Source organism: Paenarthrobacter sp. AT5 (assembly GCF_032764245.1).
GTDB lineage: Bacteria > Actinomycetota > Actinomycetes > Actinomycetales > Micrococcaceae > Arthrobacter > Arthrobacter ureafaciens.
This window is the reverse complement of the sequence record NZ_CP136441.1, coordinates 3,344,153-3,369,399: the sequence shown is the minus strand read 5'-3', so window position 1 is coordinate 3,369,399 and position 25,247 is coordinate 3,344,153. Positions and strand designations below refer to the sequence as shown.

Here is a 25,247-nt window from a genome sequence, read left to right as displayed (position 1 = left end):
CCTTTTCGGAGGCCGGCCATTGCGTTATCCAGGGGCCGGCCCGAATGTGGCGGCACCCACGAATTGTGGTCGATTTTTTCCCCGGCCAGTGTCGTGAAGCGGGCTTGCAGGGTATTCCCGCTACCCTCGAAAGTATGCCGGTATGGTCCAAGGCGTCTAAAGCTAGTACAGAAAAGAAGGCAGAAGTTGTGTCAGTAAGTCAAGGCCACGAGGACGGCTCCGAAGAGCTCCGGAAATGGCTGTCCGGACTTAAGCCCGTTACTGGTGCGGACACGATGCTGCGTTTCGTCAAGACGCCCGAAGGCGCCATTGATCTCAGCAACGCCCATCCATCCGGACTGGCGCAGTTGTTGGCGGGGCGCAGAACGCGCCTGTCCACGCTGATCCGGGACAGGCAGCAATACATTGTTGCAGCCCGTGCCGCCCGGAACATCCGCTCAAAGATCTTCGAGCTGGGCAACGACCGCGGCATTGAGGCAGGCTATCTGTCGGCCGGCACTGTGGTGTGGACATCGGCCGTCGGTGGGAAGCCGCAGCGCGTTTCGGCTCCCGTGATGCTGACGTCCATTGCACTCACTGTTCGTCCGGGCGAGGACGACTTCGAACTGCAGTTGACCGAACAGGCCCGCATCAATCCGGCCCTGGTGCGCCATCTGAAGAATGTTCACGGCATCGTCTTCGACGTCAACGCTGTGGCACGCATGGCCTACAACACCGCGCGGCTGGATCCCCAACCGGTCCTCGACCGCCTTGCCACGCTCGTACAGCCCATCCACGGCGCCGAGGTGGAGTTCAACCTCTTGGTCACCACATTGGCCGACCTTTCGGGCAATCTCGATGATCCGTGGATCAACATGAACAACCCCATCGTCGCCGCGCTGGCAGCGGTCGCCAATGGTGCCGATATTGAACCGGAGCCCATCAAGGCCGGGCGTTTCCCCAGCTTGGATGATCGCGATCCCGCCGATGAGCTTCTGCTGTTGGATGCCGATACCGACCAGCAGTACGTCGTGGATGCGGTCCGGGCCGGTGACTCCCTGGTGGTCAGCACGCCTCCCGGCAGCGGCCAAACCCAGACCGCCATCAACGCGATCGGCGCCCTGGTCAGCGAAGGCAAGTCCGTGCTGGTGGTTGGCGAACGTCAATCCAGTGTTGCGGGCCTGTCTGCACATTTGGAGTCCCTCGGTCTGGATTCCATGCTTTTCCGGCCCGGCAACGGCACCACGCCGCAGCAATTGAAGGGCCAGTTGGTCCGTGCAATCATGCGGAACGAGAAAGCCCTGGAGCCGCAGCTCGGCAACCTGCATGCCACGTTGACCGGCCACCGGCATGCCCTGGTGGACCATGTTGCCTCGCTGCACAACGTCCGTGAACGGTGGGGGTGCTCCCCATACCAGGCCATGCAGTCGCTGGCCGAGCTGACGTCCATCCACCCGGCACCGTCCACCACCGTTCGACTCAAGCGCAGCGTGCTGGACAACATTAAGGACCGCGAGGAGCTGGCTGGCCGTTTGCGCCGCGCCGCGGAACTTGGCAGCTTCAGCCGGGCATCGACGTCGAGCCCCTGGTACGGGGCCCGGCTCCTCACCCGCAAGGAAACCGAAGAGGCCCGGCAGCTGGCCCAAGTGGCGGAAGAGAAGCTTCCTGTTCTCCGGGAGCGCATGAAGCAACTGGCGGACCACGCAGAGATCCGCCTGGGCGATACCTTCGCTGAGTGGGGCACGCAGCTGGAACTGCTGATCGCGGTGCGCGAGAGCTTGGACAAGTTCACCCCGGATATTTTCGACCGTCCGGTCCATGACCTGATCTCGGCCACGGCCACCTCGGCCTGGCGGCGGGAACGCAACATCGAGATGCCCTCCATGCAACGTTCCAGGCTGCGCCGTGTGGCCAAGGAATACGTTCGTCCCGGCGTCCACATAGCTGATCTGCACAGCTCGCTGGTCCTCGTTCAGGAGCAGCGTGCGCTGTGGGCTGGCTACGCCACAACGCAGAGGCATCCCGCTGTACCGTCGGGTCTTGCGGATCTGGGCGCGCTTTACCGTGAATTGGAAGGCGAACTGCAGCGTTTGGGGGAGGCGTTGAAGTACACCTCCGATGGCGGCTCCCTGCACAAGACGCCCTATGAAGAGCTGATGGAGCGGTTGGAGCGTTTGGTGGCAGATACCGCCACCTTGGAGACGCTGCCCGAACGTACCCTCCTCATCGAACAGATGCGCGAGCACGGCCTGGGTGAGCTCCTGGCAGACCTCGCTGCGCGCGAGGTGCCCGCCGAATCCGTGGCCGCTGAGCTGGATCTGGCCTGGTGGCAGTCCGCTCTGGAAGCCATGATCAGCGGGGACGATTACCTGGCTATGTCCGACGGCGACTCCTTGCGCAAGCTGGAAGCCGAGTTCCGCCTCGCCGACCAGGCGCACATTGCCAGCGGGGCCGCCCGATTGCGGTGGCAGCTCGCGTCCAAGTGGCGCCAGGGGATCGTGGAACATCGTCGCCAAGCCGAACTTCTTCGTGATTTGCTCAAGGACGGCAGGGTTACCTTGCCTGCCCTGAGCGCGCAGGCGCCGGACCTGGTTCCGCGCTTGGTCCCGGTCTGGTCGGTCAGCCCCTACCTTCTCACCGGGGTTCTTCCGGCCGAGCAGAAGTTCGATGCCGTTGTGATCATCGACGCCGAATCGACGTCCCTCCAAGCGGTGCTCCCGGCTATTGCCCGGGCCCGTCAGGTGGTGGCTTTCGGTGACGCGAAGATCGCCAATGCGCGGACGTTCAGTGTGGCCGTGGAACCTCCGGTTGCGGGGGTAGCCAGCCACGAAGCCGTGGACAGCGCCTTCAAGGCACTGGCACGGATTCTGCCAACGTGGCAATTGAACTGGGTCTACCGTGCGGTGGACGAGGACCTGGTCCTGCAGCTGAGCAAGAACTATTACGACGGCGGACTTCGGCGGCTCCCGGACGGCAGCTCCGTAACGGGCCTGGACCGCTCCATTGTGGTGGAGTACATTCCTGACGGCACCGGCCTGCCGGGAGCCGACCATGAGGGTGTTGAATCCGTCGCAGCCGAGGTGAACCGGGTAGTTGACCTGGTCTTCGAACACGCCCGCCTGCGGCCCCGCACCTCGTTGGCTGTTGTGACGGCCAGCCTTCGCCACGCGGCCCGGATCGGTGAGGCCATCAGGTTGCAGTTGCCCAACCACCCGCTGCTTCAGACCTTCTTCGGGGCCGGTCCGGAGTCCTTCCGGGTGGTTGACCTGGAGCGGGCGCAGGGCCTTGTGCGGGATCACGTGATCTTCTCGCTCGGCTATGGCCGCACGCCGCACGGCCGGGCACTGCACTCCTTCGGTCCGTTGTCCACTGAGGGTGGGCGGAACCGCTTCGCGTTGGCCATGACCCGGGCCAGGCGCTCGATGCACGTCCTGAGCTGCTTCCGCCCGGAGGACCTGGACCTGGACCGGCTTTCGCATGGTGCGGTTGATTTCTACGAACTGCTGGACCGCGAGCTTTCGGGTAACAGCAATCTGGGTACACCCGCTTCCCGCGCGGTGGCCAGCGAACAGGCCCTGGGTGAAGATCCGCTGGTTGCCGACCTCGGTGAGAGATTGCGGGCGAGGGGAGCCCGGGTTTGGCATCTCTACGATGGCGTCCTGGATATTGCCGCAGCCGCCGATCCCGTGCACACCATCGGCAGGGAAGGCGCGGAGATTCCTACCCCCGTGGCCATTGAGTCGGATGGTACGGAACGGTACCGCCGGATGAGCGTCCGTGAGCGCAGCAGGCTCCGCCCGCAGTTGCTTGAGCGGATGGGATGGCGCTACATGTCCTTGTGGACCATCGAGGTTTTCACCGATCCCTCCTCCTGTGCCGATCGGATCGGCTCCTACTTGGGGCTCGAAAACCACGTTCCTCAGCCGGCGACTGCGCCCCACCATGGTTTCCTGGACATGGATGTAGAACAATTGGACTTGCGTGATTTCCAGCCCTCCTACGTTCGCTCATCACCGGCAGCTCCGGTGGGCGTTGCGTCAGGGGCAGGAACCGGTGACGGGAAAGAAGCGACCGTGAACCCGGCTGAACCCGGCGCTAAGAGCCAGGATGTGGCCAAAGCCAAGGGCAGCGACGAATCCGGAAGCGGCGAGTCCGGAAGCAAGGGGAGTACCGACGGGATGGCCCAGGCAACGGACGATGATGAAGGCAACGCAGACGCTGCCGGCATGACGGAAAGCACGGAAAAGGAAGAACCGGAAGTGGATAGTGAGGCACCCGAGGACGCCAAGGGAAAGCGTGCTGCGGCTAAGCCCGCTGCTGAAGGCGTCCTGCCGAATAAGGCGGCCGAAGATGATCCGCGCCGATGGGGTGACGAACCCGGCTATGACCATGACCAGTGGCTGAAGGAGCAGAAGCCCCCGCACTGGGGCTGACGCTCATTCTGCAGTGTCCGGTGGGCCGGATTGGGGTCCATGCACCAACATAAAGAAAAGCTTGCCGTGCGTTGAAGCGCCGGCAAGCTTTTCTGCTTGCTGGGGGTCTGCGGCTACCACTACCAACCCGTCCGCTTCGGATGTGCCCGGCCATTGGCCGGGGGCATCGCCTTGGGCTGAGGTCCACAGCACAGGAACGGCCCCTGCCAGCACGTCATGGCGTGGGGAAGATGCGGATGCCTCGCTGGCCGAGAGGATGACCGAGATGAGCTGCCCGGGCGAGAGTAAGCGAATTGATGCCGGGTCGGCCATTCGGAGCGGGACGGCGGCCGACCCCGGCGGTGCACCGGTGAGCAATCCCGGACCCAGGAAGCTGGTCTCGGTGGGGATTTGGCCTTTGGCCAGTGGTGCAGCGAGTTGGCGGCCTTGAAGACGTGCAGGGTCCTCGATGGCTCCGGGGAAGGAAGCGCTTCGGGGTATGCCAGCGGTGATGAAGTCTGCTTCAGAGACGCTGGCGCCGACCGGGAGGTCCCTGGCCGAAACCACTATGCTGACCTGTTGCTCGGGAACTGGAGTAAGTTGCTGGACGGCGATTCCGGTGGCCAGGCAGAGCAGCAGGGCCACTGTCAGGCGCCGATGCCTGGCTCCGAAGGAAGCGGCGGTGGCTGTCCAGTGCTGCCCGTGACCGCTTGGGTCTGTTGTACGGGTGGTGCCCTGATGGCGCCGGGTCCCGAAGGGCGTTTGCCTGGTGCGGAAGCGCGGTGCGGAGGGTGGCTTGAGTGGCATATGGCCACGCTAGCCAAGGGGTCCGGCCGCAGGGGAGCGGCCGGAAGCCCTATGTGGATAAAGCGATCAGCTGGCGGCGGCAGCAGGCGCAGGAGTCGCAGCGGGTGCCGGGGTCGCGGGAGCCGAAGGAGCGGCCGAAACCGTGCTTCCCTTGGAATCGCGGGAATCCGTGCGGTAGAACCCTGAGCCCTTGAAAACGACGCCGACGCTGTTGAACTTCTTGCGAAGCGCACCCTTGCACTCCGGGCACTCCGTCAGGGAACTGTCCGAAAAGGATTGCACGAGGTCAAAGGCATGGTTGCAGTCTTTGCAGGCGTATGCGTAAGTGGGCACTGAATTCCTCCTTCAGAACAAAGTTCAGGTCCGGCGGCGGCGCGGGGAGGACAACCTCCCTTAGCAGTCGCAGGGCCTGAGAGCCAATTCTATCATCCCGTGGATTCCGCCGGTCGACCGGTCGTTATCTGTGCGGGATACCACGGCATATAACTACCGGCCGAGCCGGACAATTCCCGAGGGCGTCAGAACTTCCGTAACCGGCTGGTCAAAAGCCTCGGCGGGAATAGCACCGGACGGCAACACGTCGTCGTCGTACGTCACCGCTATGGTGCGCGGCCGCTGCGCCGAATCCTTGAGGCCCTGGAGGAAACGGTCATAGTATCCGCCGCCCTGGCCGATCCTGTTGCCATCGCCGTCAACGGCAGTCGCGGGCATGAAGATGCCTGCCGCATCCGCTCCTGCCACCGCACTGGTAAGCCTCTCGCCCTCGGGCTCATCGATGGGGGCGTATGTGGACCTCACGAAGGTGGTTTCCGGCGTCCATTCCACCCAGCTCATCGTGCGCCCGGGCTCGCAGACGGGCAACAGGATCCTGTGCCCCTCTTGATGCAGCGCCTCAATCAATGGCAGGGTGGGCGGCTCGAAGGCCACGCCCAAGTAGACGGTAAAGGTGGCCGGGGACCCGCCTGAGACGTCCTTCGCCCAACTCACCCCGTGCCGTGCCAGCGCCTCTCCGGCCGCGGCAATTTGTTCCGGCGTGCGGTTTCGCCGCTGCAGCCGTCGGGCGCTGCGGATTTCTTCCTTGGATTCCATGTCCGTCCGTTTCGTCGAAGTGGTCCGGGGGGGCAGCGCTGCCCTTGCCGGACGTGAACGTCAACAGATTGTGCACACCCGCACGGCGGGGGTTTACCTTTTGACGTGATCCTTCCGTTAGATTAGTCCGGTGACTCACCATAACAATGCTGTCCGTAAGGCCGTCATCCCCGCAGCGGGTCTCGGTACCAGGTTCCTTCCTGCCACGAAGGCAATGCCGAAGGAAATGCTGCCCGTAGTTGACAAGCCCGCCATCCAGTATGTGGTCGAAGAAGCAGTCAAGGTCGGCTTGCACGACGTCCTCATGATCACCGGCCGCAGCAAGCGTGCCCTGGAGGATCACTTCGACCGTGTGCCGGCGCTTGAAGCCACGCTTGCGGAGAAGGGGGACACCACCAAGCTGGAGGCGATCCAGTCCGCCACCAACCTCGGGGACATCCACTACGTCCGCCAAGGCGATCCCAACGGTTTGGGCCATGCTGTGCTCCGTGCAAAGCAGCATGTGGGGCACGAGCCCTTTGCCGTGCTCCTCGGTGACGACCTCATCGATCCCAAGGACGACCTCCTGAGCGAAATGATCGCCGTGCAGCAGAAGACCGGCGGCTCTGTAGTTGCCCTGATCGAGGTGGAGCCCTCCAAGATCAGCGCCTACGGTTGTGCCGACGTCGAGGAAAACGACGAAGACGGCTACGTACGCATCAAGCAGCTTGTTGAGAAGCCGTCCCCGGAAGAAGCACCCTCCAACCTGGCCGTCATTGGCCGGTACGTCCTGCACCCGGCAGTGTTCGATGTCCTGGAAAACACCGCTCCCGGTCGCGGCGGCGAGATCCAGTTGACCGACGCCCTTGAGGTACTGGCCCGTGGAGAAGGCGAAGGATCCGGCGTCTATGGCGTGGTCTTCCGCGGCCGCCGTTATGACACCGGGGACAAGCTGAGCTACCTCAAAGCCTGCATCGAGCTTGCTTGCGAGCGTGAAGACCTCGGTCCCGAGCTTCGCGAGTGGCTGCCGGACTTCACGGCTTCCCTGCCCAAGTAACTGCGGTGTACGGCTCTGCCATCTGGCCGGTAACGCTGGAAAGCGGAGACCTCGTACTTCGGCCAATCCGGTACCGCGACAAGCGGGAGTGGTCCGAGGTCCGTACGCGGAACAGTGAATGGCTCGCGCCGTGGGAGGCATCCAATCCGGCTCCGGGCGGACGGCTCCCAAGCTACCGCCAGATGGTGGCGTCACTTAATGACCAGGCGAGGCAGGCTACCGCACTGCCTTTCCTGATCACCGAAAGGACTCCCGGTTTCCGCGAGCCGCGCATCGTGGGACAGCTGACCGTCTCCTCGATCGTTTGGGGATCGGCGATGATGGCCACGCTGGGGTACTGGGTGGACAAGGACCGCGCCGGGCGCGGGATTGCCCCAACGGCGGTGGCTATGGCTACGGATCATTGTTTCCGCGCGCTCGGATTGCACCGGATGGAGATCAACATCCGTCCAGAGAACGGGCCCAGCCTGCGCGTGGTGGAAAAGCTCGGATTCCGGGACGAGGGCTACCGGCAGAGGTACTTGCACATCAATGGTGAATGGGCGGACCACCGGTCCTTCGCGCTGACGTCCGAGGAAGTGCCGCAGGGACTTCTGCGAGGTTGGCTGGAACGAAGAACGGGCAGGTCATAGGCCGTTTTTCCCGTTCGCGGCCATCATTTGGGGACTCGCAAGCGACACACCGCAGGCAATGCCGCAGCACCTGACGATTTGCTTCTACGGTTTTGAATGTGGACTTCCCTCTCAGCAGCTCAGTGATACTCGTTGTCACTGTTGCGCTGTGGATGGTGTGGGTGGCGCCCTATGTTCTTCGGAGCAAACGGACGCAGGTCCAAACGGCCACCGTGCCGGGTGAGGTATTCGAGGACAAGCCAGACGAAACGCAGGCAGGGGTGGTCTTTACCGTGGCACCTCAGCAGGAGAAACCGATGGAGACCATGCACAGCAAAGCACAGGCGTCGCCCCAGGAATCCCGTGTGGCTGAGTCGTCTCCCCGGGCTACGCCCAACACGCCGTTTACCATCCGCTACGCAAGGTTGACCCTTGCCCTGGCCGGTTTGATATTGCTGGTCACTGCCGCCGTCTCGGGGGTGTTCACCCTCTTCGGCCAAGGCTCCTTCTGGTTGCCTTTGGTGTCGTTCATCGGTGCCGTCCTGGCCGTGGTCGTCTTGCGGAAGCTGGCCCTGCGTGATCTCCGTGAACGGCGCGCCCGCCGCGCGGCACAGGCCACGCGGATTCCCACGCCGGCCAGGTACCTGCCCAAGGAGCCCATTAACGAGGCCAAGGAAACTCCCGTTTTTGATGCGGAAGCGGACAAACCGGAAACGCCACGGCTTTCTGCCTTGGAACTCCGGCAAGCGGCACTTGCAGTTGCCGTGGCAGCAGGTGATAAGTCGGCAGAAACGTCCGCCGGGAACGAGGGAACTCCCTGGGAACCGGTTGAGATCCCCAAGCCCACGTACGTGGGCGCGGCCAAGGCGAACCGTCCCGCCCCTGAGCCCTTGGACCTGCCTGAGGCCCCCAAGCCGGTGGGCAAGCCTGTGCTCAAGCAGGGTGCCGTCCAGCAGGAGGCTGCAGGGCCGGCCCGTACCGCCGTCAAGGGACAGAGCGCCCTGAGCAACCTCGACGACGTCCTCCAACGCCGGCGCGCCTAGGCCAATGGCGGTTCTTTGCGTTGCGGGCGGAACCGGTCAGGTTGGTCGCGAAGTCGTTCGGCTCGCCTTGGCAGCAGGCCACACCGTCAGGGTGTTGAGCCGCCACGTGCCGTCCCCTGGATCGTCCACGCATCACGACGGCGCCACCTACTTCGCGGGCGACGTCACCACCGGTGTTGGCTTGGATGCCGCAGTGGCGGGTGCCGACGTCGTGATCGACTGCCTGGAGGGGCAATTCGGCAAGGCACGGAAGCAGTTCGCCGACGGCGGTGCCCGGCTTGCTCAGGCAGCGCGCGATGCCGGGGCGGGCAGGGCCGTGGTGTTGTCGATCATCAATTGCGATCGCAGCACGTATCCCTACTACGTATCCAAAGCTTCAAAGGAGCGGGCCTACGCCGACTCCGGGCTGGAGAGCGTAGTGGTGCGGGCCACCCAGTTCCACAGCCTGGTGGCAATGGTCTTTGGAGCCGGTTCCCGTTTGGGGCTGATCCCTGTCTTCAAGGGCGCGAGGTTCCAGACCATCTCCCCGGCGGATGCGGCCAAGGCAGCGCTGGAAGCAGCGGAGGGGCCGGGGCAGGGGGCGGGTCATCACGTGCGGACTGTCGGCGGGCCGGAAGTGCTCAGCATGCAGGAGTTGGCGGTATCTTGGAAGGCAGCCACTGGCTCGCGGGGCAAGCTCATCCACGTACCGCTGCCCGGAGCGATGGGCCGTTACTTGCGGGCGGGCTTGAACCTGGTGCCGGAGCAGAAGTACGGCCGGGAGACGTTCGTGTCGTGGTTGGAAAACGGTCGGAAAACTTTATAGCCTAGGGACACTGGCCGCGCCGCAAGGGCGCAGGTTCGGGGGCTATAGCTCAGTTGGTAGAGCGCTTCGTTCGCATCGAAGAGGTCAGGAGTTCGAATCTCCTTAGCTCCACACAAGAAAGCCCGCCTGACCTGCGAAAACGTAGGCCAAGCGGGCTTTTCTGAATCCGGATCACCGCTAACGTACCGCAAACGTACCGCACATGTTGTCAGATACGTTCCTTCACCTACACAAGACGGCAGGTAACCATGGACAATGAGGAACTCGCACGGCGGACTGTAGAAATAGCAGAGTCGGCGGCCGCTGCATCCTGGGTGGCCGCAATCGCAGCTGCGATCACGGCCGTCCTCACCATTGGCCTCCTGATCGGCGCAATCTTCGCTTGGCGTGTTGCCCGGGACACCCTGGACCAAAGCCGGCTCACATCCAAACAGATGGAACAGGACAGCGTGGAGCAGACCCGCCCCTATGTGTATGCGGTGCTTGTGCCGAGCCTCGGCGGACATGGAGCTTGGGACCTGCTCATCCGAAACTCAGGCAGGTCTTCGGCCACTGATCTTACGTTCGCGGTTTCTGAATGGCCGGAAGACGACGCTGTGACGCGCACCCTTCGAAGCATGTTGGAGCAACCGCAAATCCTTCCCCCGGACACCACCATCCGGACCTTCTGGTACCTCGGCGAGCGCCACGACCCTGGATCTTCTGGTGCCACCGGCTTCGACATCCCGGTTGATATCACTGTGAGCTACTTGGGTCCGGGGCCAAACCCGAAGCGCTATGTCGAACGTTTCCACTTGAACCAGAAAGCTCTGGGCGCCACTCCTGAGGCAAGTTCAGGCGTGGAAATGGTCCGGCCAAGTCCGACGCTGAAGAAGCTTAGCGAGCTGGTGCAGGCAGTGAACGACCTCAGGCGAGGGCATTGAGTACGGATCTGCCACGCAGATCCCAGACATGCCATCCGCCCGTCCCCCGAGGTAATCGCGAGCTGCGGCAGGCGTTGAGTCTTTCCCGCCAGCCCTTTCAGGCCGACTTCATGACTTCAAGTTTCGATGCCATGACGCCCAAAGTGGTGCCAATTTCCTGCATCCCTTGCATGCCGGCGTGGTACTCAAAACACTTACGAGGCATGTGCTCGAGCGGTTTGGCGCCATGTTCAACCATGAGGTCAAAGCTAGTCAGAACACGTACCGTGAACCTGGCCTCCCAATCGTCGGCCATCCGGTCCATGCTGTTCTTCGTTCGCTCGGTTTCGTGCCGCCACAGTTCGTCACGTAGGGGCTGCTCTGCCGTCAGAAACTTGTCGTGCCAAGACCAATATTCGGCGTTGCGCCAGTGGACGTGCCAATCCTCGATCTCGGCGCTCAGGCGTCGGGCGTCGTCGATGATTCTCTCCAAGCGGGATTGACGCCACGGCAGCCACCAACCTATAGAAACGGCCAAAATCATGTAGAGGCCGAGGGCAGTAACCGGGACGGCCACGCCTAGGGTCCAGGGTAGAGCCCAGCCCGAATAGCTCGTGGTTGCGCCGGCCAGGAATGCGCCCGCGCCGGCCCCGGCAAGGATTCCACCAACTGCCGAATATACGTTCCCAGCTTTGTCTCTCATGCGCCTATCATGCACGCCCCGTAGTCCAGCGGACTAAAGCCGGATGTCATCAGTAGGCTTACATATAACTGAATCTGTCATTTGACAAGTCAAATTACTCGAAACGTTGTAGGTTCCATTAGTTTGGCCCAATGGGGTCAACTGAACACAAAGAAAACGGGCAGCCCACCGCTGCCCTGGCCGCCGTCGCACTTGCTGTGGGAGCAAACGTGGACGACGCCTGGAAAATCGCACTCGAAGCTGCTAAACAGCCCACCGACGAGGCGGCATACCGCGAAGCGTTCCGCCTCGCGGGAGAAGTCGCCTACAAGAACTTCGGGCAGGCATGATCCGCTTCAACAACATCACGGTCACGGATTCTCAGCGGATTGACCTTGAAGTGGAACGAGATGGTGCCGTACAGCCACTTTGGTTCGCCTTCAGCCAGCCAGTAGCCCTGACCGACGACACAATTCTCATTGCGCTGTCCACACTCTGCGCCCGGGTCTTCAAAGAGATCCACTTCGACCTGTCTCCGTCAGCGGAGGCTATCCGCAGGATCGAGGCCTATACCTTGGCCAGCGTCACCACCAGAGGAACTGGTTCACTCAGAGAGCTGTCGCGCGAGGGCACCCTCTTGAGCTTCAGCGGTGGGTTTGACTCACTGGCCGCCTACTGCCTTATGCCCTTGGGCACTGAGCTTGTCTCCATGGATTTCATGGGGCGCTTCGCCCGCGAGCGCGCGTTCTTCGAAAAGCACTTTAAGACCATCACCGTCCAAACGAACCTTCTCGAAACCGGGCTGCACCGAAACTCTTGGGCGTTTATGGGCATTGGCGCGATCCTCACGAGCCAACATACCCGGGCAGAGTTTCACACCTTTGGCAGCATTTTTGAGGCCGGACCGGACAATATGAGCATGGCACCGGCGGCGGCCCGGAACGTAACCTTCCCCCCGTTCGCCGCAGCCGGATTTACCAATGCACCCTTCGTTGTGGGCTTGACAGAAATCGGTACACTCCAAGCCCTCATGCACTACCGGCCTGAAATGATCCGGGAATCGCTGGCGTCCGTGGCCTCGCCCGGCGAAGAGAAGCTATACCGCAAGCAGGTCCTGACGCAGGTAGTGGCTGAGCGCCAGGGCGTGCAGCTGGAACTCGACTTAACGAAAAAGCCTACCCAACCGCACTTCGCGTTCGGGCAGAACTTCGCACTTGACCTGCTGGCGCTCTACGTAGCCAAGCATGCTGGTGAAGACGTTGCCAGCGACCTTTTACGGGACATCCCGTCAGATGCTTTCGACCATGCTAAGCGCCTCGACTTGACGTTCTTCGAGCGAGCCAACACCAATCTTTTCCAGCACTTCCCGCCGATGCTCTTCGGTATCCTGGCTGAACGCTTGGCAGACGCCGGAATCCAGTTCTACACGGAGCAAGACTGGCGGGAGTTCCGACAGATACGCCGCTTCTTGGCTCCCTATCACCCGGCCGTTGCGGCCTAGACGCTCCAAGCATCGCTCCACCCGTTAACACACTACGAAAGGTTCGCTATGACCCGCCTTCGCATCAGCCTCCAAATCGAAATCGAAGCTGAAGACACCGTATTCCAGGAAGCAGCTCTCACGGTGCCTGCAGAGATCGGAATGGGGGCCGACTTCACCGCCCCCTTCGAAGCATCCTCCGACCCGGTCAAGGCGGGCTTTATTCTGATCACTGGGATCCAGAACGACCTCGTCGACAAGCTTCCGGCCGCCAAGGAAGTTCTCATTCTGAACCCAAAGATCGAAACGATCGGCCACTAGCCAACGAAGAAAACTGCCCCCGCTCTCCATACAGGAGTGCGGGGGCAGTTTCGTTTCTACGGCAGTTCTGGGTAGCGAGACTTCATGTACTCGTGGACCTTATTTCGGTCGGAGAGGCCAAGTTGAGTCGGCCAGTAAATCAACTCGCGTACGTACGCTGCCTGACCTGCAGTAGCCGACCCGAAATAGATGCCGCCGAAGGATCCGGCCGCGGTCACACCTGTGGGGTCGGTTACCTCCGTGGAGTCTGCCCGGATGATGTAGGAAAACCCTGCGTCAGCAGCCTGGGCAACGAGCATGAATACCCATCCGTCATGGTTGATGCTCGTCAGTGTCGCCCCGCCGGACGAGCCTTGGTAATAGCCCGTTGCGCTGCGGCCCATGGTTGTGCCCGTCATTCCCACAACGTCAGTGACACTCCCGGCGGCTTTGAACACGGCTGCGATGGTCATAGGCCGCTGCGTTGTGTGGACGGGGTTCAACAGTCGCCCGCCAGCGGCTGTCCCTCCTGGGGAATACAGGTGTCGGATGCCGTTTTCAGTGCCCAACGTGACAGCTGGCGTGCCGCCCACATTGGTCAGGGACGCGGGAATGGCTCCGGCCACCGAATTCCAAGACGCGAGGATGGAGCCGTCCGGCGCGTCGAGGTGGTTGGCGATGAACCGCGACGAGTATCCACTCACGCCGGGCGTCCGGACAATCCGGGGCGCTGTCGTGGACGCGATGGCTCCGACAGCGGTGACAAGTTTGGACATTACAGCCAGCCTCGATTCTGTGCTTCTTGGTAAACGCGGGCCGCGACGGCGGTGCACCCCGCGGCATTGATATGCGTGGAGTCAATGCGGAACGACGTAGGAGTTAGCCCGTTCTCGATGTCCGTGTTGTCCTCGGCGGTGAAGGCGATACCCGCAGCTGCAGCAGCGGCCGGAGTGCGGAGCCAAGTTGCAATGTCCAGCCAGAATTCCGGGAAGGCGGCTTTTATCGCAGCATTCAGGGCAGCCAGATAAGCCTTCTGTCCGGCGTTGTCCCACTGTGCGGGCACTACCTCCATGACGATGACTCGCTTCACATTCGGTGAAAGATAATCAATCGCCGCCCGGATTGATGCGAGCACGAGGGTGATGGGGGTGGTGTAGGTGACGTCGTTCCGCCCAGACCAGATCGTTACCGTGCGATCACGGTAGTTCTTCCCGTTCGTTGGCGTGAACACCGACTTTGCCTGTATTGGATAGACGCCAAGAATGTCCGGGGTGAACTGGACATTTCCATCCGTGGGTTCCTTGAGGATGCCTCGAACACCGGCGAGAGTGCCCGGGACAGAACGGACGCCGTCCGGCAAGACAGGCTTATTGACGATCGAGGTGACCGTCGTCGGCCCCGTCCCGGAAGTGACATTCCCGGCGACGGTAACGATGGAGGGCTGCCCACCTTGCCGTGCGGAGATTTGCGCCGCGGTCTGCTGATACCAGCCCCCGTTGAAGTGGTTCCTCCCGGTGAGTGCCGCCAGCTTAGTCACCCAAGCATTGGCGCCGGTCACGGCATTGTCCGTCATGGAATCGCCCCAGTGTGCCCAATCGGCAACCGGAAACGCCGACGTAGCCCCCGCCTGGGCAGTTACGTCGGAGAAGATGACCTGGTCCTTCTCGTTCACCACAACGTACTGCTCGCCGGAATCGAGAGCGATGTCCTGTACACCGAGGGACTTTCCGACGCGAGCAGCTGCAGTCGGTGTCAGCTCACCATCAAGACCGAGCATGAGTGCCGTCTGCTTATCGTCACTCCCCACCACACCAAACAAGACGCCTGGCACATCGCCAGAGTCCAGCAGTCGGGAGTCCTGAGTTCTTACCAGGCCGGCATCAGACTGAGCCAACGCCGCCGCGGCACCAGTCACAGCAGGTTCGTCAGCGAGCGCGGCGGCGACGAGAGGTGGGACCTGTGTCTGGGCTGATGCCAGTACGGCGTCGGGAACGACGGCGGCCACGTGCGCGGGGATGTTGGCACGGGCGATGCCTGCGTCTACCTGGGCGTCGGTTGGTGCTTGCGCGTTGAGGGCGGATTCGGCCGCGTCTGCTGCGGCTTCCTGTGCTGCCACTTTCAGGGCGGCCGCTTCTTCCCTGACGCCTTTGAAGCTTGCCCTGGGCACGCGGAGTCCTCCGCCGACCATCTTTACTTCTGGGCTTGGGGCAATGAAGGCCGGCACGAAGGCTTCGGCTGAAGAAGTGAGCGGGTTTGCCAGCGGCAGACCCTGCATGTCCTTCAGCGCGAGCGGGGTGGTCTCGTTTTCGTCGGCTACGTCGTAGACCGTGATTGATGCGTTTGCCGCCCGGTCGAAGCTGTAAGGGTCAGCGACCAGTTCCGACTCGAATGTGTAATCGGCCATTTTCCGGGTGCCTGCTTTCTCTTACTTTTTGCCGTCTTCGGGGGCGAGGAATGGAGCGTACTTCCGCAACCAGGCGTTGACGTCGGGGCGGGCCATTACGCGGGTGACGAGCGAGGCAAGTAGCGCCGTGGCGACCATGATGCCGTTGAGCGCCGGGAACACCCAGGCGGGCAGGTAGACCTCGTAAGGCTTCAGCAGTTCCACGATGAGAGCTGTTATTCCGTTGATGATCGGAATGAGTGCAAGGACCGCCGCCGCGGTGCGAACGACTGCGGACCAGGGGTTGCGTTCCTGCGTGGACAGTGCGTGATCAGCCATGGCTAACCTTCCTGCTTCAGGTTGGGGGCTGCCTCGATTGTGACCGTCGCGGTGATTTTGGCCAGGTTGCGGTCTATGGCCGCGTCGATGGTCTGCTTGATGAACTCTGGATCGGCTCCGGATCCGGCGGCGAGCGCTTGGACTGCGGCGGTTAGGCCGGCGAGTTGGGCTTCGGTGCGAAGGCCGAGTGTTTTGGAGTCGGCAATCTCTTGATCGAGGTCGATCTTTCGGCCGTCCCTGACGACTTTGGACTTGACCACTCGGCGGGGTATGTCGTCGATCAGATCGATGAGGGATGCGCCGTAGAGCATCGACTGCCCGCCGTTGGCGATGGCGTCAACAACGAAGTCGAGTTTCTCCTGATTGGACATTTTGGAGGTGCTGACACGAGCTGGCATTTCTTTTCTCCTTAGGGGATTGATAGACCGAGGTCGAGCAACCACTGCTCATCTACGGAGTAGGACTTGGGGGAGGTGGTTCCGTACCAGTGGGTGGGGTCGGTGCGTCCGTATATGAGTCCGCCGTTTGACCGGAACGACATGTCGATGAGTGCTTCGACGTGGAGGTGGGCGGCGACGAAGCTGGTGCGGCTCGCTGTATTGCCGCTGAGCGCTATTTGGTCGCCTTCCTTGACGACCGTGCCCTGCGGAGCGACGTCGTTGCTTGAGAGGTGACCGTAAAGGCTGTACAGCAGCCCGTCTGTCCGGTTGTCGTGCCGGATGACAGTGAGGATGCCGGGGAACCTCTTGTAGACGTAGAAACGCTGCCGGTAGCCCCAGTCGCTGTCGTCTCCGGCCATATCTTCCGCCCAGCCTGCCCAGACCACTACTCCGTCCGCAAGAGCATGAACTGGCGTGCCAATGGGACAAGCTATGTCATCTCCGGCGTGGCCGAACGGCTGGTAGTCGCCGTATTGGGCAACCAGCTGTTGCACGACGCTGCCTCGGGGGTTGCCCACGACTCCGGCTGTCGCGTAGGAGCCGAAGCCCTGGGACTGCGGCCATTTGCTATCGACGGGTCTCACGTTTGACCTCCCTTTGATTGGGTTGTTGCGGATGGCGCCGCCTGCGCTGCAGCGCAGGTGTAGGTGGTGGAGCCTGGTGGATTCGGTGTGCAGGTGTATGCGGTTCCGGACTTCGGGTCGGTGAAGGAAAACGAGGTCGGGGCGGCGCCGTCGGCTCCCGCTGGCCCAGCTGGACCTACGGGGCCAACTGGTCCCACAGGACCTAGTGCGCCGGTGTCACCCTTCGGCCCTGCAGGTCCGGGGGTGGTGGAGTCAACGCCGTTTACGCCGTCGGTCCCATTTGCGCCAGCCGCCCCTGCAGCGCCCGTAGCTCCGGTGTCGCCCTTCTCTCCCTTCGGACCTTGTACGCCCTCTGGGCCTTGGATGCCCTGCGGTCCGGGAATGCCCTGGATGCCTTGGACTCCCTGGGGGCCTTGGCTTGGTTCGGTGGCTGCCTTCTCAAGGTTTCGGCACGTCTCTGATGCCGCTGCGCTCTGGTCGGTAGAGCGGCACAACGTGTCGGTGGCCGCTTGTGCCAAGTTCTGCTTCTCCTGGGCCTGTTCCGCTCCGTAGGCGGCGTTTGCAACTGCCAGGCGGTGGTTGTCGAAGGCCAGCCACCCTGCAGCGGCCACCGCGACAAGCAGGAGAAGCGAAAGGCCAGCAAGCAGGAGCTGCGTCCGCTTACTGGCCCTTCTCGACTTTGCTGCTTTCTCGGAAGCCTCTTCGAGCGCCTTGTCACTCGCTGTCGTCATTGTCATCCTCCGTCGGCCATTCGGCGGGATCGGGTTGGATGTCGTTCGTCAGCAGCTGCTCCCGCCATTTGCCGGCTGCCGCCTTGATTCGGGCGAGCTTGCGATTCGTGCGTCGGCGCTCTTTCTGGAACGCCGTGGCCTGCTTCTCTAGTTCGGCTTTGTGGTCGGCGTCCTTCTGGGCCGCCTCCGCTTCCAGAGTCGCGATTCGCTGCCTCAGAAGTTCTTCCACGGCCGCCTCCCGTCGTTCACGTTTCTTGTCGGCCCGGTCGATGAGTTTCCATGCACCTGTACCGAGTGCCGTGAGCCCCCCAACGAGCGCAGTGATGAGCGCTGGCTCCACACGCCTGCCCCTCCTATGCCGCGGCCCAACTCAACCCGCCGGTGAGTATGATCCAGAATTTGTCTTTTGGGATGACACCGGTATTTGATGCTTCGAATTCGATGTGCCCCGCCTTGCTGGGGTGGCCAGCCGGGTACACGTAAACAAAAACTCTGCCCAGGGAAGTCGTGGCGATCGGTTCGAAGGCCTCCAAAGTTGCTGGCCGATGGCTTGGATCTACTTCGCCGATCTTGAATCGGCCGTCCGGGATCTTCTTGTCCACGTTTACGGTCGCTCCGGAGGCTCCGATGGCCCCGCCGAAGTAGATCCGCCCGTCCGAGTGCTTCCGGGTGTTGGGTGCGGCGTAGCCGGCGGCAAGCGGAGCGTAACCGCCAGAGAGAGCAACCGGCTTCTGGTCGGGCGCATCGCTCGACCACGCCGGAGTGCCATTGCCATCCATCCCGTAGAACCACGTCACAGAACCCAGCCGAACTTCAGCCCCAAGACGGGCAAGGTACGAGCGCGCGGCATCGTCGCGGATGATGACGCCGCCGTTGGCGGCCCAGCAGCGCAGATCCACCACAGCTTCGGGCTGTGTCTGGTTCTCCTTGATCTGAACCAAGGCGATGGGCTGGTCATCAATGTCGCCCGGGCCAAACAGGCGAGATCCGGAGATAGCCCGGGATGACCCGCCCTGGATGATCACGAACTGAGAGACACCAGCCGTCGGGTTCCAGTCCCTACGGACTGCCACGGTGTCCCATCGGGCGCCGGAGGCAGAAGGTGCGAACTGCAGCGTCTCGTTCTGAGTGGTTTCGTCGGTGACGCCGCAGCCCCAGCCCTTGCCGGCGGCGATGGAGACCGTCCGGGTCGCGTTGGCGACGATGCTGACCTTCCAATCGCCGGCACCGTTGACGCCGTACTTCGAAGCTCCAATGAACGAGTCGCCGAAGGCGTTGGCCCAAGCGTCCTCTGTGTAGGGCTTCGCGGGGGTGGTGTCGTAGCCCCGGGAAGTGAAAACTACAGGCATCAGCGGCGCTCCTGGTTCCGCAGCCCCTTATAGAGGGCGGCAATTCGTTGCGCGAAGATCCGCGCTGGCTGGTTGATGATTTCGCCGATCATGGGATTGATCTCGGCGTACTCCGGGGAGACCCATTTGAGGCTCACCTCGCGGATGGGCTGGGTGATGACCAAACCGTCGGCGACTTCGACGGGGACGGTCATGCCCTCGCGAAAGCCGCCCTCGCCGTACTGGAAGATGCCCGTACCGACCAGCTCAAGCGTCAGGCCATTCTTAGGGCCCGCTTCGTCGAGTGTTTCGCGGCCGCGAGCGTCCATGACCGTGGGTGTGTTGTCGTCGCGGGCGTCCCGGAACGTCTCGCCCTTCATGCCGTACTGGGCTTCCCTGTCGGGGTCGATCACTACCCGGAAGTTCCGGGCCGTGCCTTCGCCTTGGCCGCCGATGACCACCCGGGAAGCTGTGGGCCGTTTGCGGTTCCACTTGACGCCCTTGAGCGTCCGCCCCTTCACCCGCAGCGTTCGGGGGTAGGTTCCGGCTTCGTAGACATCCAGGACGAGATCCGTTCCGAGCTGCTGCACGGTGACGCCGAGGCCGGCGGTCTCGACGGCGGGGAACAGCTGGTCGAACAGAGGGTGCATCCGCAGCGGCACCCCGCCCGGGATCACTGCGCCGCGGTTGAGGTTTGGGGCCACCGTCAGGCCGGGGACCCCCATTCGGACTACGCCGTTCTCCTGGACAGCTGCTTTGACGATGGCCTCAGCGGTTCCGGTGTACGTTCGGTATTCGGCCGCGCCTTGGTTGTCGATCGCGGATCCCGGGACTGGCCAACCAAGGATGTCCTTCAGGGCGGCGAGATCGCCCTCCGCGCTGAACGTCACGGAGCCTTTGACCCCGTTCGACTCGCCGTTCTCCTCCATGATCGGCCCAGAGAACAGGTGCTTCTTACGGAACAGCACCTTGATCCGAGCCCCGTCCGCCATCAGCTCCCCGATGTGCTCGTGAGCCAGGGGGACGGTCAGGTCCAATGTGGAGACCATGTTGTGTCGCATGATGCCGGCGAGCGCTGTGGGGTTTCCGATTTGGCATCGGAATTGTCGGTTCTTGTCGTAGACGGCGATGCGGAAGATGCTCACCATGGCCTCCTGTACAGGGTGGGGAGCCGGGCTTCGACGGTTCCGGTTCCTTCGAGGGAGAGGGAGAGCTTGACTTTGGATCCGGGCGGGATGGGCGGGAAGTCCGCTTCCCCGAGGTCCGGGGTCCGATTGACTGGGTTGATGAGGTCAACGCCGATGATCCGTTCGGAGGGTTTCTTTCTCTCATCCGGGTCGAGGGCCAGTTGGGCGGGGGAGACGTCATACATGGTCGCGCCGATCCTGTCAGGGTCGGATTCGATGACCAGGCACTTCCCGGCCAGCACGGGGAAGGGCACGTGGGCGACGTCGCCGTTGATTCCCACGGCCGCTTCGGAAGCTTCTCCGTCGATGAACCAGCTGGCGTATGACTCGGCGTCGCCCGGGTTGTCGATGGTGGCAAGTTGGACGTCAGCTCCGGAGCCGATGTTGAACAGGTGCGGCCCCGTCGGTTCGAAGAACGGGAGGTAGTCCGGGTTCTTCCACGACTGGACAACAGGGAGGCCCTCCCAGTGCGGCCGTTCGGCGACGAAGTTGATGCCATACGTTTGCCATCCGTAACGGAACGGATCGTAGTTGATAGTGTGGTCGCCGTCGTCCCGGAACCGCAGCAGGAGCGACCTGGTCACCCCGCCGCCTGGGTGGAAGATCGTCCACACTCCCGTGTCTCCCGGGTCCATGCCTTTCCAGAACGCCCGGTCGCGTTCGACCCATGCTTCGGATCCGCCGTCGTGGAAAATGTGTGTCGGCCAGAAGACGCTGCGATCCAGGACCGAGTTGCCTTCATGCCGTGACCCGGCGACCGCCGGGGACGTGGTGGAATGCCGTTCAGTGCTGATCGAGCCGAGGCCGCGGACGCCCGGCATCAGGAACAACCCTGATGCCGGGTCCGTCAGCGGCCACGTGACACCCTTAGCCGTCCAGGTCATCTTCATCCTCGTCCACGGGCTCACCGCTGGCTGCGGCGGCGTGTACGGGGTCGCGTAACTGATGCCCATCGGGCCTCCTGCCTATCGAGTGAGAGCCAACGCGTCGCGCTGGGAGGTCTCCATGAGCCTGACGAGTTCGTGCTCATCGCGGACATGAACGGGACCGTTGAACTGGACACCCGCGCCGGGCGCCCCGCTGTGACGATCAGCAAGGCTGTACATTGCCTCCCACTGACGCGGGTTCAGGATGTACTCCGGCTTCTGGGTCCGGTTCACCACCTGTGACAGGCCCGGGGACAGGATGCCGCCCTGGTCGTGCAGGTAGGGGAGTCCGGTCGATCCGATGCCGTCATCCTTGCCACCTTGGCCGGTGATGAAGTCGGAGACGTTCAGCAGCAGCTTCTTGCCGACGCCGATTGCAATGTCCGCCATCATCCCTGCAGCCGGGAAGGCATCCTTGAAAGCCCCGAGGAGCCCGTCGATGATCCCGGCGATGGGGTTCCAGCCCGTCCCGGCTTCGCCTCCGCCGTCCAAGTAGGCTGCGGGGTTGACGTAGCTGGGCCAGCCGCCGTTGAGCACCATGTAGTGCAGGTGCGAACCGGTGGAGTTGCCGGTGGAGCCGACTTCGCCGATCTTCATCCCTGCGCTGACCATCTGGCCGAGCTTCACCGCGAACGATGAAAGGTGCGCGTACCAGGTCTGCAGCCCGTTCGGGTGGTCTATGTGGATCTCGTTACCGCCACCGTAGGAAGACCACCCAGCCGACGACACCCGGCCCGGGCCAGCAGCCACGATGGGCGTGCCGGTCGGTGCCGCGAAGTCGATGCCGTTGTGACTGGCGCTGAAGGGCTGGGACACGGTGCTGGCGCGCAGCGGGTGAACAAGTCCACCCTTCGCGAGGCCCACCCCGAACATGGCCCGGACCTTGTCCAAAGACTGGCCCATGATCGCGGCCCGGTTCATCGCGAACAGGCGAGCGCGTTCCATCGGATCGCGCATGACCTCGGAGACGTAGACGCCCTCACCCTTGCGCATAGGCACGAGTTGGTCATCACCGTCCCGCCAGGACGACATCCCCGGAAGGATGCCGCCTCGGCGGAACCCTTCAGGAAGGGCCACCCGGGGTAGCTTGTCGATGCCCGGCAGGACATCGGCGATGCCGTTGAAGGCGTTGATCAGGCCGTCGTTGATGACCGTGTTGATCACAAACCGCACCGGGGCCTTCGCGATATCCGAGATCGTGTCCCAGGCCTTTTTGACGGCTGAGACGCCCAGCTCGAAGGCTTTCGGGATGTCCTCGTTGATCGCTTTGGCCAGGAAATCGAAGACCGGCTTCAGGACGTTTTCCCACACCCAGGACACGGCCGAGCCGATCCCGTCAAAGGCCGGCTTGATCGCGTTCTGCCACAGCCAATTCGCCGCGTTCGGGATAACCGTAGTGAAGAACCAGATCCACGTGTCGAAAACTGGCTTCAGCATGTTGTTCCAGAGCCAGGTTCCGGCGGCTCCGATGGCATCGAAGATCGGCTTGATGGCGTTCTGGTACAGCCAGGTCACGGCGTTGGGAATGACGACCGTGAAGAACCACACCCACGAATCGAAGGTTGGCTTCAGAATGTTGTTCCACAGCCACGAAGCTGAGGCGGCGATCCCGTCGAACACCGGTCGGATGATCGAGTCGTACAGCCAAGTGAAAGCGCCGCTCAGGACGTCGCGGACGAAGGCGACGGCCTGGTTGAAAATCGCGACGCTGACATTCCACCAAAGGGCGATTCCGTCACCGATCTGACGGAACCCATCGACCACCAAATTCCAGAAAAACATGAAGATTGGGACCAGGATGTACGTGAAGACCGAAGCGACCAGCTGGCCGATTCCACGGAAAAACAGGTAGAAACCGCCGATGATCACAGCAGCCGAATCGAAGATCGGTTTCAGGACCGTCGTGTAGAACCAGGTGAAGCCGGCGGCCACGAAATTCACGGCCGCAACGATGCCGTTGAAGGTCGGCTTCAGGATCGTGTTGTAGAGCCAGCCCAGGGCGAACGAGATCCCGTCGAAGGCTGGCTTCACCGCGTTCTCGTAGAGCCAGGTGAAGGCGTCGCCGATCCAGCGCATCGCCGCATCGACGCCGTCCTTGAACCAGCCGACGTTGTTGTAGGCCCACACGAAGGCGGCCACAACGGCTGCGATGATGCCGATGATCCAGCCCACCGGACCCATGGCGATCAGCCACCCAGCGGCGATCTTGGCCGCGTTGATGGTCGCCTGGACGCCCATCATGATCCAGCTGCCCACGATCACAGCCCGGGCCGCGAGCATCGACGCAACCGCCTTGATCGGCTCGACCTGGTACATGAGCCAGATAGCCACGGTTTCAGCTGCGGACTTCAGCGCAGCGGCTCCCATGGCGATCCAGCCGCCCACCATGACCGTGACCGCCCACGAGTGGACGAACGCGGCCTTCGCGGCGCTGGTCTGGGCCATGCCCCATGCCAGCTTCTGGGACACGGCGCTGGTCAGTGCCGTGACGCCGAGGGAAACCCAGTGCGGAATGAGAGCGGTGATGATCAGCCCGGAGATGATGCCGATCGGTGCGCGCATGTCCCACAGGAACGTCGCGACGTCGCTGCCACCGTCGATGACCTTGGTCAGGGCATCGGGGATCTTCAGCACGGTGTCGCGGACGGTCAGCAGGAAGTCGACAAACCTCGAGTCCTCTTCCCAGCCGAAGGCCTTGCGGAGCATCCCGGTGTAGTCGCCCTTGACCAGGAGGTCGTAGAGCCCGATTGCGCCGTCACGGGCCTTCAGCAGGAAGCCGACCAAGGGCGCGTCTTCCTCCCGGCCAAAGGCGGCCGTGAGCTTGCCGGTGAAGTCGCCCTTCACGAGCAGATCCCACAGCCCCTGAGCCCCGGTCAGTGCCCGGTCTAGGAAGGCCCCTACGGCTGCCCCTGCGACCTTCGCGCCTTCCTCCAAGGGCTTCAGCCACTCGATGGCTCCGGCGAAGAAATCCCGGATCTTCGGGTACACCCCGGAGAGCAAGCTCGCGCCGATTCGGCCAAGGGATGCCATGGTGTTCTTGAAGGCACCCTGCAGAGTTTCGCCGGACTTCAGAGCAGCTCCACCGAGGCCGGACTCCATGGCCTTCTGGAAAGTCTCGAAGTTGATCTTGCCCTCGGAAGCCAGATTCAGGGTTTCCTCAGCGGTCTTGCCCAGTTCCTTACCGAGCAGCTGCACGATGGGGATGCCGGCGTCGTTCAGTTGGGCGATGACATCGCCCTGGATCTTGTTCGACGAGGCGACCTTGTTGAAGATCGCGCCCATTTCGCCCATGCCGACGCCGGCGATGGTGGCTGCGTCGCCGGTGAGCTTCAGCGTCCGCTCAAGTTCCTTGCCGGGCTTCACCCCGGCTGCCACGGCGCCGGCTGCGACCGAGGCCGCTTCGTCGAGTCCGAACGCGGTACCCTTCACAGCGGCCATGGCGTCATTCATGATGCCCTTGACGGCTTCGGCGTCGTGTCCGAGGCCTGTCAGTTTGGCCCGGGCGTTCTCGATTGCCTGAAGGCGGCTAAAGCCCTTGGTGAGGGCTACACCGAGCGTGGCGACGGCGGCCGTGCCCACGGCCACAGCGCCCCACTTCAGGCCGCTAGAGACTGCACTGCCGAGGCGGGAGACCTTCTTCTCAGACTCGCCTGCCTGGTCGCCGACGCCTTTGAGCTTCTTTTCCAGCTCGGCGGATGACTTTGCGGACTGATCCTGCGCCGATTTCAGATCGGTGGTGGCGTCCGTGAGGGACTTCTCAGCCGCCTTGCGCGAGTCCGTGGCCGTCGCGGCCTTCCGGCGCGCGTTCTGCAGGGCTTCCTCAGCTGCAGCGACCTGTGAGGCCTTGGCCTTGCTGTTGTCCCTGACCTCCTGCAGCTTCAGTTCCGCGACGCGGACTGCGCCGAGTGCCTTCGCTTCGGCCTCGGTGGAGGAAGCGATCTTCGACTGGGCTGCCGAGATCTGCGCCTGCGACTTGGTGATGGTCTTCTCGGCCGCCGCGACCTCAGACTTGAGCTTGGAAACGCCTTCGGAGAAGCCCGTCGAAACACCCCGCGCCATTCGTTGACCGGCGGACCGGCCAGCGTTGGTGCTGATGCCGTCCATGATCTGGGAGACCTCGGCCTGTGTTCCCTTGAAGGTGGGCTTCACGAGAACTTCGGCTACGCCAATGACGGGCATCAAG

General features: G+C 62.8%; 24 protein-coding genes and 1 tRNA gene. 10 read left to right on the top strand and 15 right to left on the bottom strand.

Translation table 11 applies throughout. The features are described from left to right. The first annotated feature begins 134 nt into the window (after positions 1–134). Positions 135–4,412 carry a DUF4011 domain-containing protein gene (locus RI444_RS15580; protein ID WP_069695751.1) on the top strand — a complete coding sequence of 1,426 codons (4,278 nt, stop codon included), beginning with the start codon at positions 135–137 and terminating at the stop codon, positions 4,410–4,412. A gap of 3 nt (positions 4,413–4,415) precedes the next feature. Here RI444_RS15580 and RI444_RS15575 read toward each other — a convergent pair whose 3' ends face one another. The 3 genes from RI444_RS15575 to RI444_RS15565 all read right to left on the bottom strand — a co-directional run bounded on the left by RI444_RS15575 (position 4,416) and on the right by RI444_RS15565 (position 6,287). Further along, positions 4,416–5,198: an RcpC/CpaB family pilus assembly protein gene (locus RI444_RS15575; RefSeq protein WP_079941116.1), complete on the bottom strand. Its 783-nt coding sequence runs from the start codon at positions 5,196–5,198 to the stop codon at positions 4,416–4,418. Positions 5,199–5,264: 66 nt separating this feature from the next. After that, a complete protein-coding gene (locus RI444_RS15570) occupies positions 5,265–5,531 on the bottom strand; it encodes an FmdB family zinc ribbon protein (RefSeq protein WP_207605720.1) in 267 nt (88 codons plus the stop codon). Between the two features lie 153 nt (positions 5,532–5,684). Then, positions 5,685–6,287, bottom strand: a complete 603-nt coding sequence (locus tag RI444_RS15565) for a 5-formyltetrahydrofolate cyclo-ligase (RefSeq protein ID WP_021472494.1) — start codon at positions 6,285–6,287, stop codon at positions 5,685–5,687. 130 nt (positions 6,288–6,417) lie between these two features. On the opposite strand from RI444_RS15565, the gene galU reads away from it, so the two are divergent. From galU to RI444_RS15535, 6 genes are all read left to right on the top strand, one after another. Further along, positions 6,418–7,323 (top strand): UTP--glucose-1-phosphate uridylyltransferase GalU, encoded by a 906-nt coding sequence (galU, locus tag RI444_RS15560; RefSeq protein WP_031216593.1) that lies wholly within the window; start codon positions 6,418–6,420, stop codon positions 7,321–7,323. Between the two features lie 5 nt (positions 7,324–7,328). Continuing rightward, positions 7,329–7,955, top strand: coding sequence for a GNAT family N-acetyltransferase (locus RI444_RS15555; protein WP_062097414.1), 627 nt, complete (start codon positions 7,329–7,331; stop codon positions 7,953–7,955). Positions 7,956–8,107: 152 nt separating this feature from the next. Beyond that, on the top strand, positions 8,108–8,977 hold the full coding sequence (locus RI444_RS15550) for a hypothetical protein (protein WP_062099272.1): 870 nt from the start codon (positions 8,108–8,110) through the stop codon (positions 8,975–8,977). A 4-nt stretch (positions 8,978–8,981) separates the two neighbouring features. Next, a complete protein-coding gene (locus tag RI444_RS15545; RefSeq protein ID WP_062097412.1) occupies positions 8,982–9,782 on the top strand; it encodes an SDR family oxidoreductase in 801 nt (266 codons plus the stop codon). 38 nt (positions 9,783–9,820) lie between these two features. Next, positions 9,821–9,893: transfer RNA gene (locus RI444_RS15540), tRNA-Ala, on the top strand. Between the two features lie 137 nt (positions 9,894–10,030). After that, positions 10,031–10,705, top strand: a complete 675-nt coding sequence (locus RI444_RS15535) for a hypothetical protein (RefSeq protein WP_207605721.1) — start codon at positions 10,031–10,033, stop codon at positions 10,703–10,705. Positions 10,706–10,802: 97 nt separating this feature from the next. On the opposite strand, the gene RI444_RS15530 is transcribed toward RI444_RS15535, so the two are convergent. Continuing rightward, entirely contained in the window at positions 10,803–11,387 is a 585-nt protein-coding gene (locus tag RI444_RS15530) for a hypothetical protein (RefSeq protein ID WP_207605722.1), read from the bottom strand. A gap of 131 nt (positions 11,388–11,518) precedes the next feature. On the opposite strand from RI444_RS15530, the gene RI444_RS15525 reads away from it, so the two are divergent. From RI444_RS15525 to RI444_RS15515, 3 genes are read left to right on the top strand one after another with little or no spacing between them, the layout of a single operon-like run. Continuing rightward, a complete protein-coding gene (locus RI444_RS15525) occupies positions 11,519–11,716 on the top strand; it encodes a hypothetical protein (protein WP_207605723.1) in 198 nt (65 codons plus the stop codon). Next, positions 11,713–12,867 carry a hypothetical protein gene (locus RI444_RS15520; protein WP_207605724.1) on the top strand — a complete coding sequence of 385 codons (1,155 nt, stop codon included), beginning with the start codon at positions 11,713–11,715 and terminating at the stop codon, positions 12,865–12,867. Before RI444_RS15525 ends, RI444_RS15520 begins: the two co-directional genes overlap by 4 nt. A gap of 48 nt (positions 12,868–12,915) precedes the next feature. After that, the gene (locus RI444_RS15515) at positions 12,916–13,167 is read left to right on the top strand and encodes a hypothetical protein (RefSeq protein ID WP_207605725.1); all 252 of its coding nucleotides are present in this window, start codon (positions 12,916–12,918) and stop codon (positions 13,165–13,167) included. Between the two features lie 56 nt (positions 13,168–13,223). Here the strand turns inward: RI444_RS15515 and RI444_RS15510 are convergent, their stop codons facing one another. The 11 genes from RI444_RS15510 to RI444_RS15460 form a co-directional block, all read right to left on the bottom strand. Then, positions 13,224–13,922: a hypothetical protein gene (locus RI444_RS15510; RefSeq protein WP_207605726.1), complete on the bottom strand. Its 699-nt coding sequence runs from the start codon at positions 13,920–13,922 to the stop codon at positions 13,224–13,226. Further along, positions 13,922–15,550, bottom strand: coding sequence for a hypothetical protein (locus RI444_RS15505; protein WP_207605727.1), 1,629 nt, complete (start codon positions 15,548–15,550; stop codon positions 13,922–13,924). Before RI444_RS15505 ends, RI444_RS15510 begins: the two co-directional genes overlap by 1 nt. Before the next feature lie 21 nt (positions 15,551–15,571). After that, positions 15,572–15,868 carry a hypothetical protein gene (locus RI444_RS15500; protein ID WP_207605728.1) on the bottom strand — a complete coding sequence of 99 codons (297 nt, stop codon included), beginning with the start codon at positions 15,866–15,868 and terminating at the stop codon, positions 15,572–15,574. A gap of 2 nt (positions 15,869–15,870) precedes the next feature. Beyond that, the gene (locus tag RI444_RS15495) at positions 15,871–16,266 is read right to left on the bottom strand and encodes a hypothetical protein (protein WP_207605729.1); all 396 of its coding nucleotides are present in this window, start codon (positions 16,264–16,266) and stop codon (positions 15,871–15,873) included. An 11-nt stretch (positions 16,267–16,277) separates the two neighbouring features. Further along, entirely contained in the window at positions 16,278–16,892 is a 615-nt protein-coding gene (locus tag RI444_RS15490; RefSeq protein WP_207605730.1) for a M23 family metallopeptidase, read from the bottom strand. After that, entirely contained in the window at positions 16,889–17,623 is a 735-nt protein-coding gene (locus RI444_RS15485; RefSeq protein WP_207605731.1) for a hypothetical protein, read from the bottom strand. Before RI444_RS15485 ends, RI444_RS15490 begins: the two co-directional genes overlap by 4 nt. Beyond that, a complete protein-coding gene (locus tag RI444_RS15480; protein ID WP_207605732.1) occupies positions 17,607–17,963 on the bottom strand; it encodes a hypothetical protein in 357 nt (118 codons plus the stop codon). The genes RI444_RS15485 and RI444_RS15480 overlap by 17 nt, the downstream gene beginning before the upstream one ends. Positions 17,964–17,976: 13 nt before the next feature. Next, positions 17,977–18,972 carry a hypothetical protein gene (locus RI444_RS15475; RefSeq protein ID WP_207605733.1) on the bottom strand — a complete coding sequence of 332 codons (996 nt, stop codon included), beginning with the start codon at positions 18,970–18,972 and terminating at the stop codon, positions 17,977–17,979. Further along, a complete protein-coding gene (locus RI444_RS15470; protein ID WP_207605734.1) occupies positions 18,972–20,099 on the bottom strand; it encodes a Gp37-like protein in 1,128 nt (375 codons plus the stop codon). Before RI444_RS15470 ends, RI444_RS15475 begins: the two co-directional genes overlap by 1 nt. After that, on the bottom strand, positions 20,093–21,022 hold the full coding sequence (locus RI444_RS15465; protein WP_207605735.1) for a hypothetical protein: 930 nt from the start codon (positions 21,020–21,022) through the stop codon (positions 20,093–20,095). The genes RI444_RS15470 and RI444_RS15465 overlap by 7 nt, the downstream gene beginning before the upstream one ends. 81 nt (positions 21,023–21,103) lie before the next feature. Then, positions 21,104–25,243 carry a peptidoglycan DD-metalloendopeptidase family protein gene (locus RI444_RS15460; RefSeq protein WP_207605736.1) on the bottom strand — a complete coding sequence of 1,380 codons (4,140 nt, stop codon included), beginning with the start codon at positions 25,241–25,243 and terminating at the stop codon, positions 21,104–21,106. Between the last annotated feature and the right edge of the window lie 4 nt (positions 25,244–25,247).

Excerpts from the sequence above, each read along its gene's own strand:
- RI444_RS15565 (WP_021472494.1), bottom strand. The coding sequence starts at position 6,287 with ATGGAATCCAAGGAAGAAATCCGCAGCGCCCGACGGCTGCAGCGGCGA.
- RI444_RS15525 (WP_207605723.1), top strand. The coding sequence starts at position 11,519 with ATGGGGTCAACTGAACACAAAGAAAACGGGCAGCCCACCGCTGCCCTG.
- RI444_RS15575 (WP_079941116.1), bottom strand. The coding sequence starts at position 5,198 with ATGCCACTCAAGCCACCCTCCGCACCGCGCTTCCGCACCAGGCAAACG.
- RI444_RS15530 (WP_207605722.1), bottom strand. The coding sequence starts at position 11,387 with ATGAGAGACAAAGCTGGGAACGTATATTCGGCAGTTGGTGGAATCCTT.
- RI444_RS15495 (WP_207605729.1), bottom strand. The coding sequence starts at position 16,266 with ATGCCAGCTCGTGTCAGCACCTCCAAAATGTCCAATCAGGAGAAACTC.
- RI444_RS15475 (WP_207605733.1), bottom strand. The coding sequence starts at position 18,972 with ATGCCTGTAGTTTTCACTTCCCGGGGCTACGACACCACCCCCGCGAAG.
- RI444_RS15485 (WP_207605731.1), bottom strand. The coding sequence starts at position 17,623 with ATGACGACAGCGAGTGACAAGGCGCTCGAAGAGGCTTCCGAGAAAGCA.
- RI444_RS15520 (WP_207605724.1), top strand. The coding sequence starts at position 11,713 with ATGATCCGCTTCAACAACATCACGGTCACGGATTCTCAGCGGATTGAC.
- RI444_RS15550 (WP_062099272.1), top strand. The coding sequence starts at position 8,108 with ATGGTGTGGGTGGCGCCCTATGTTCTTCGGAGCAAACGGACGCAGGTC.
- RI444_RS15545 (WP_062097412.1), top strand. The coding sequence starts at position 8,982 with ATGGCGGTTCTTTGCGTTGCGGGCGGAACCGGTCAGGTTGGTCGCGAA.
- RI444_RS15500 (WP_207605728.1), bottom strand. The coding sequence starts at position 15,868 with ATGGCTGATCACGCACTGTCCACGCAGGAACGCAACCCCTGGTCCGCA.
- RI444_RS15515 (WP_207605725.1), top strand. The coding sequence starts at position 12,916 with ATGACCCGCCTTCGCATCAGCCTCCAAATCGAAATCGAAGCTGAAGAC.
- RI444_RS15505 (WP_207605727.1), bottom strand. The coding sequence starts at position 15,550 with ATGGCCGATTACACATTCGAGTCGGAACTGGTCGCTGACCCTTACAGC.
- RI444_RS15535 (WP_207605721.1), top strand. The coding sequence starts at position 10,031 with ATGGACAATGAGGAACTCGCACGGCGGACTGTAGAAATAGCAGAGTCG.
- RI444_RS15460 (WP_207605736.1), bottom strand. The coding sequence starts at position 25,243 with ATGCCCGTCATTGGCGTAGCCGAAGTTCTCGTGAAGCCCACCTTCAAG.
- RI444_RS15580 (WP_069695751.1), top strand. The coding sequence starts at position 135 with ATGCCGGTATGGTCCAAGGCGTCTAAAGCTAGTACAGAAAAGAAGGCA.
- RI444_RS15470 (WP_207605734.1), bottom strand. The coding sequence starts at position 20,099 with ATGGTGAGCATCTTCCGCATCGCCGTCTACGACAAGAACCGACAATTC.
- RI444_RS15465 (WP_207605735.1), bottom strand. The coding sequence starts at position 21,022 with ATGACCTGGACGGCTAAGGGTGTCACGTGGCCGCTGACGGACCCGGCA.
- RI444_RS15510 (WP_207605726.1), bottom strand. The coding sequence starts at position 13,922 with ATGTCCAAACTTGTCACCGCTGTCGGAGCCATCGCGTCCACGACAGCG.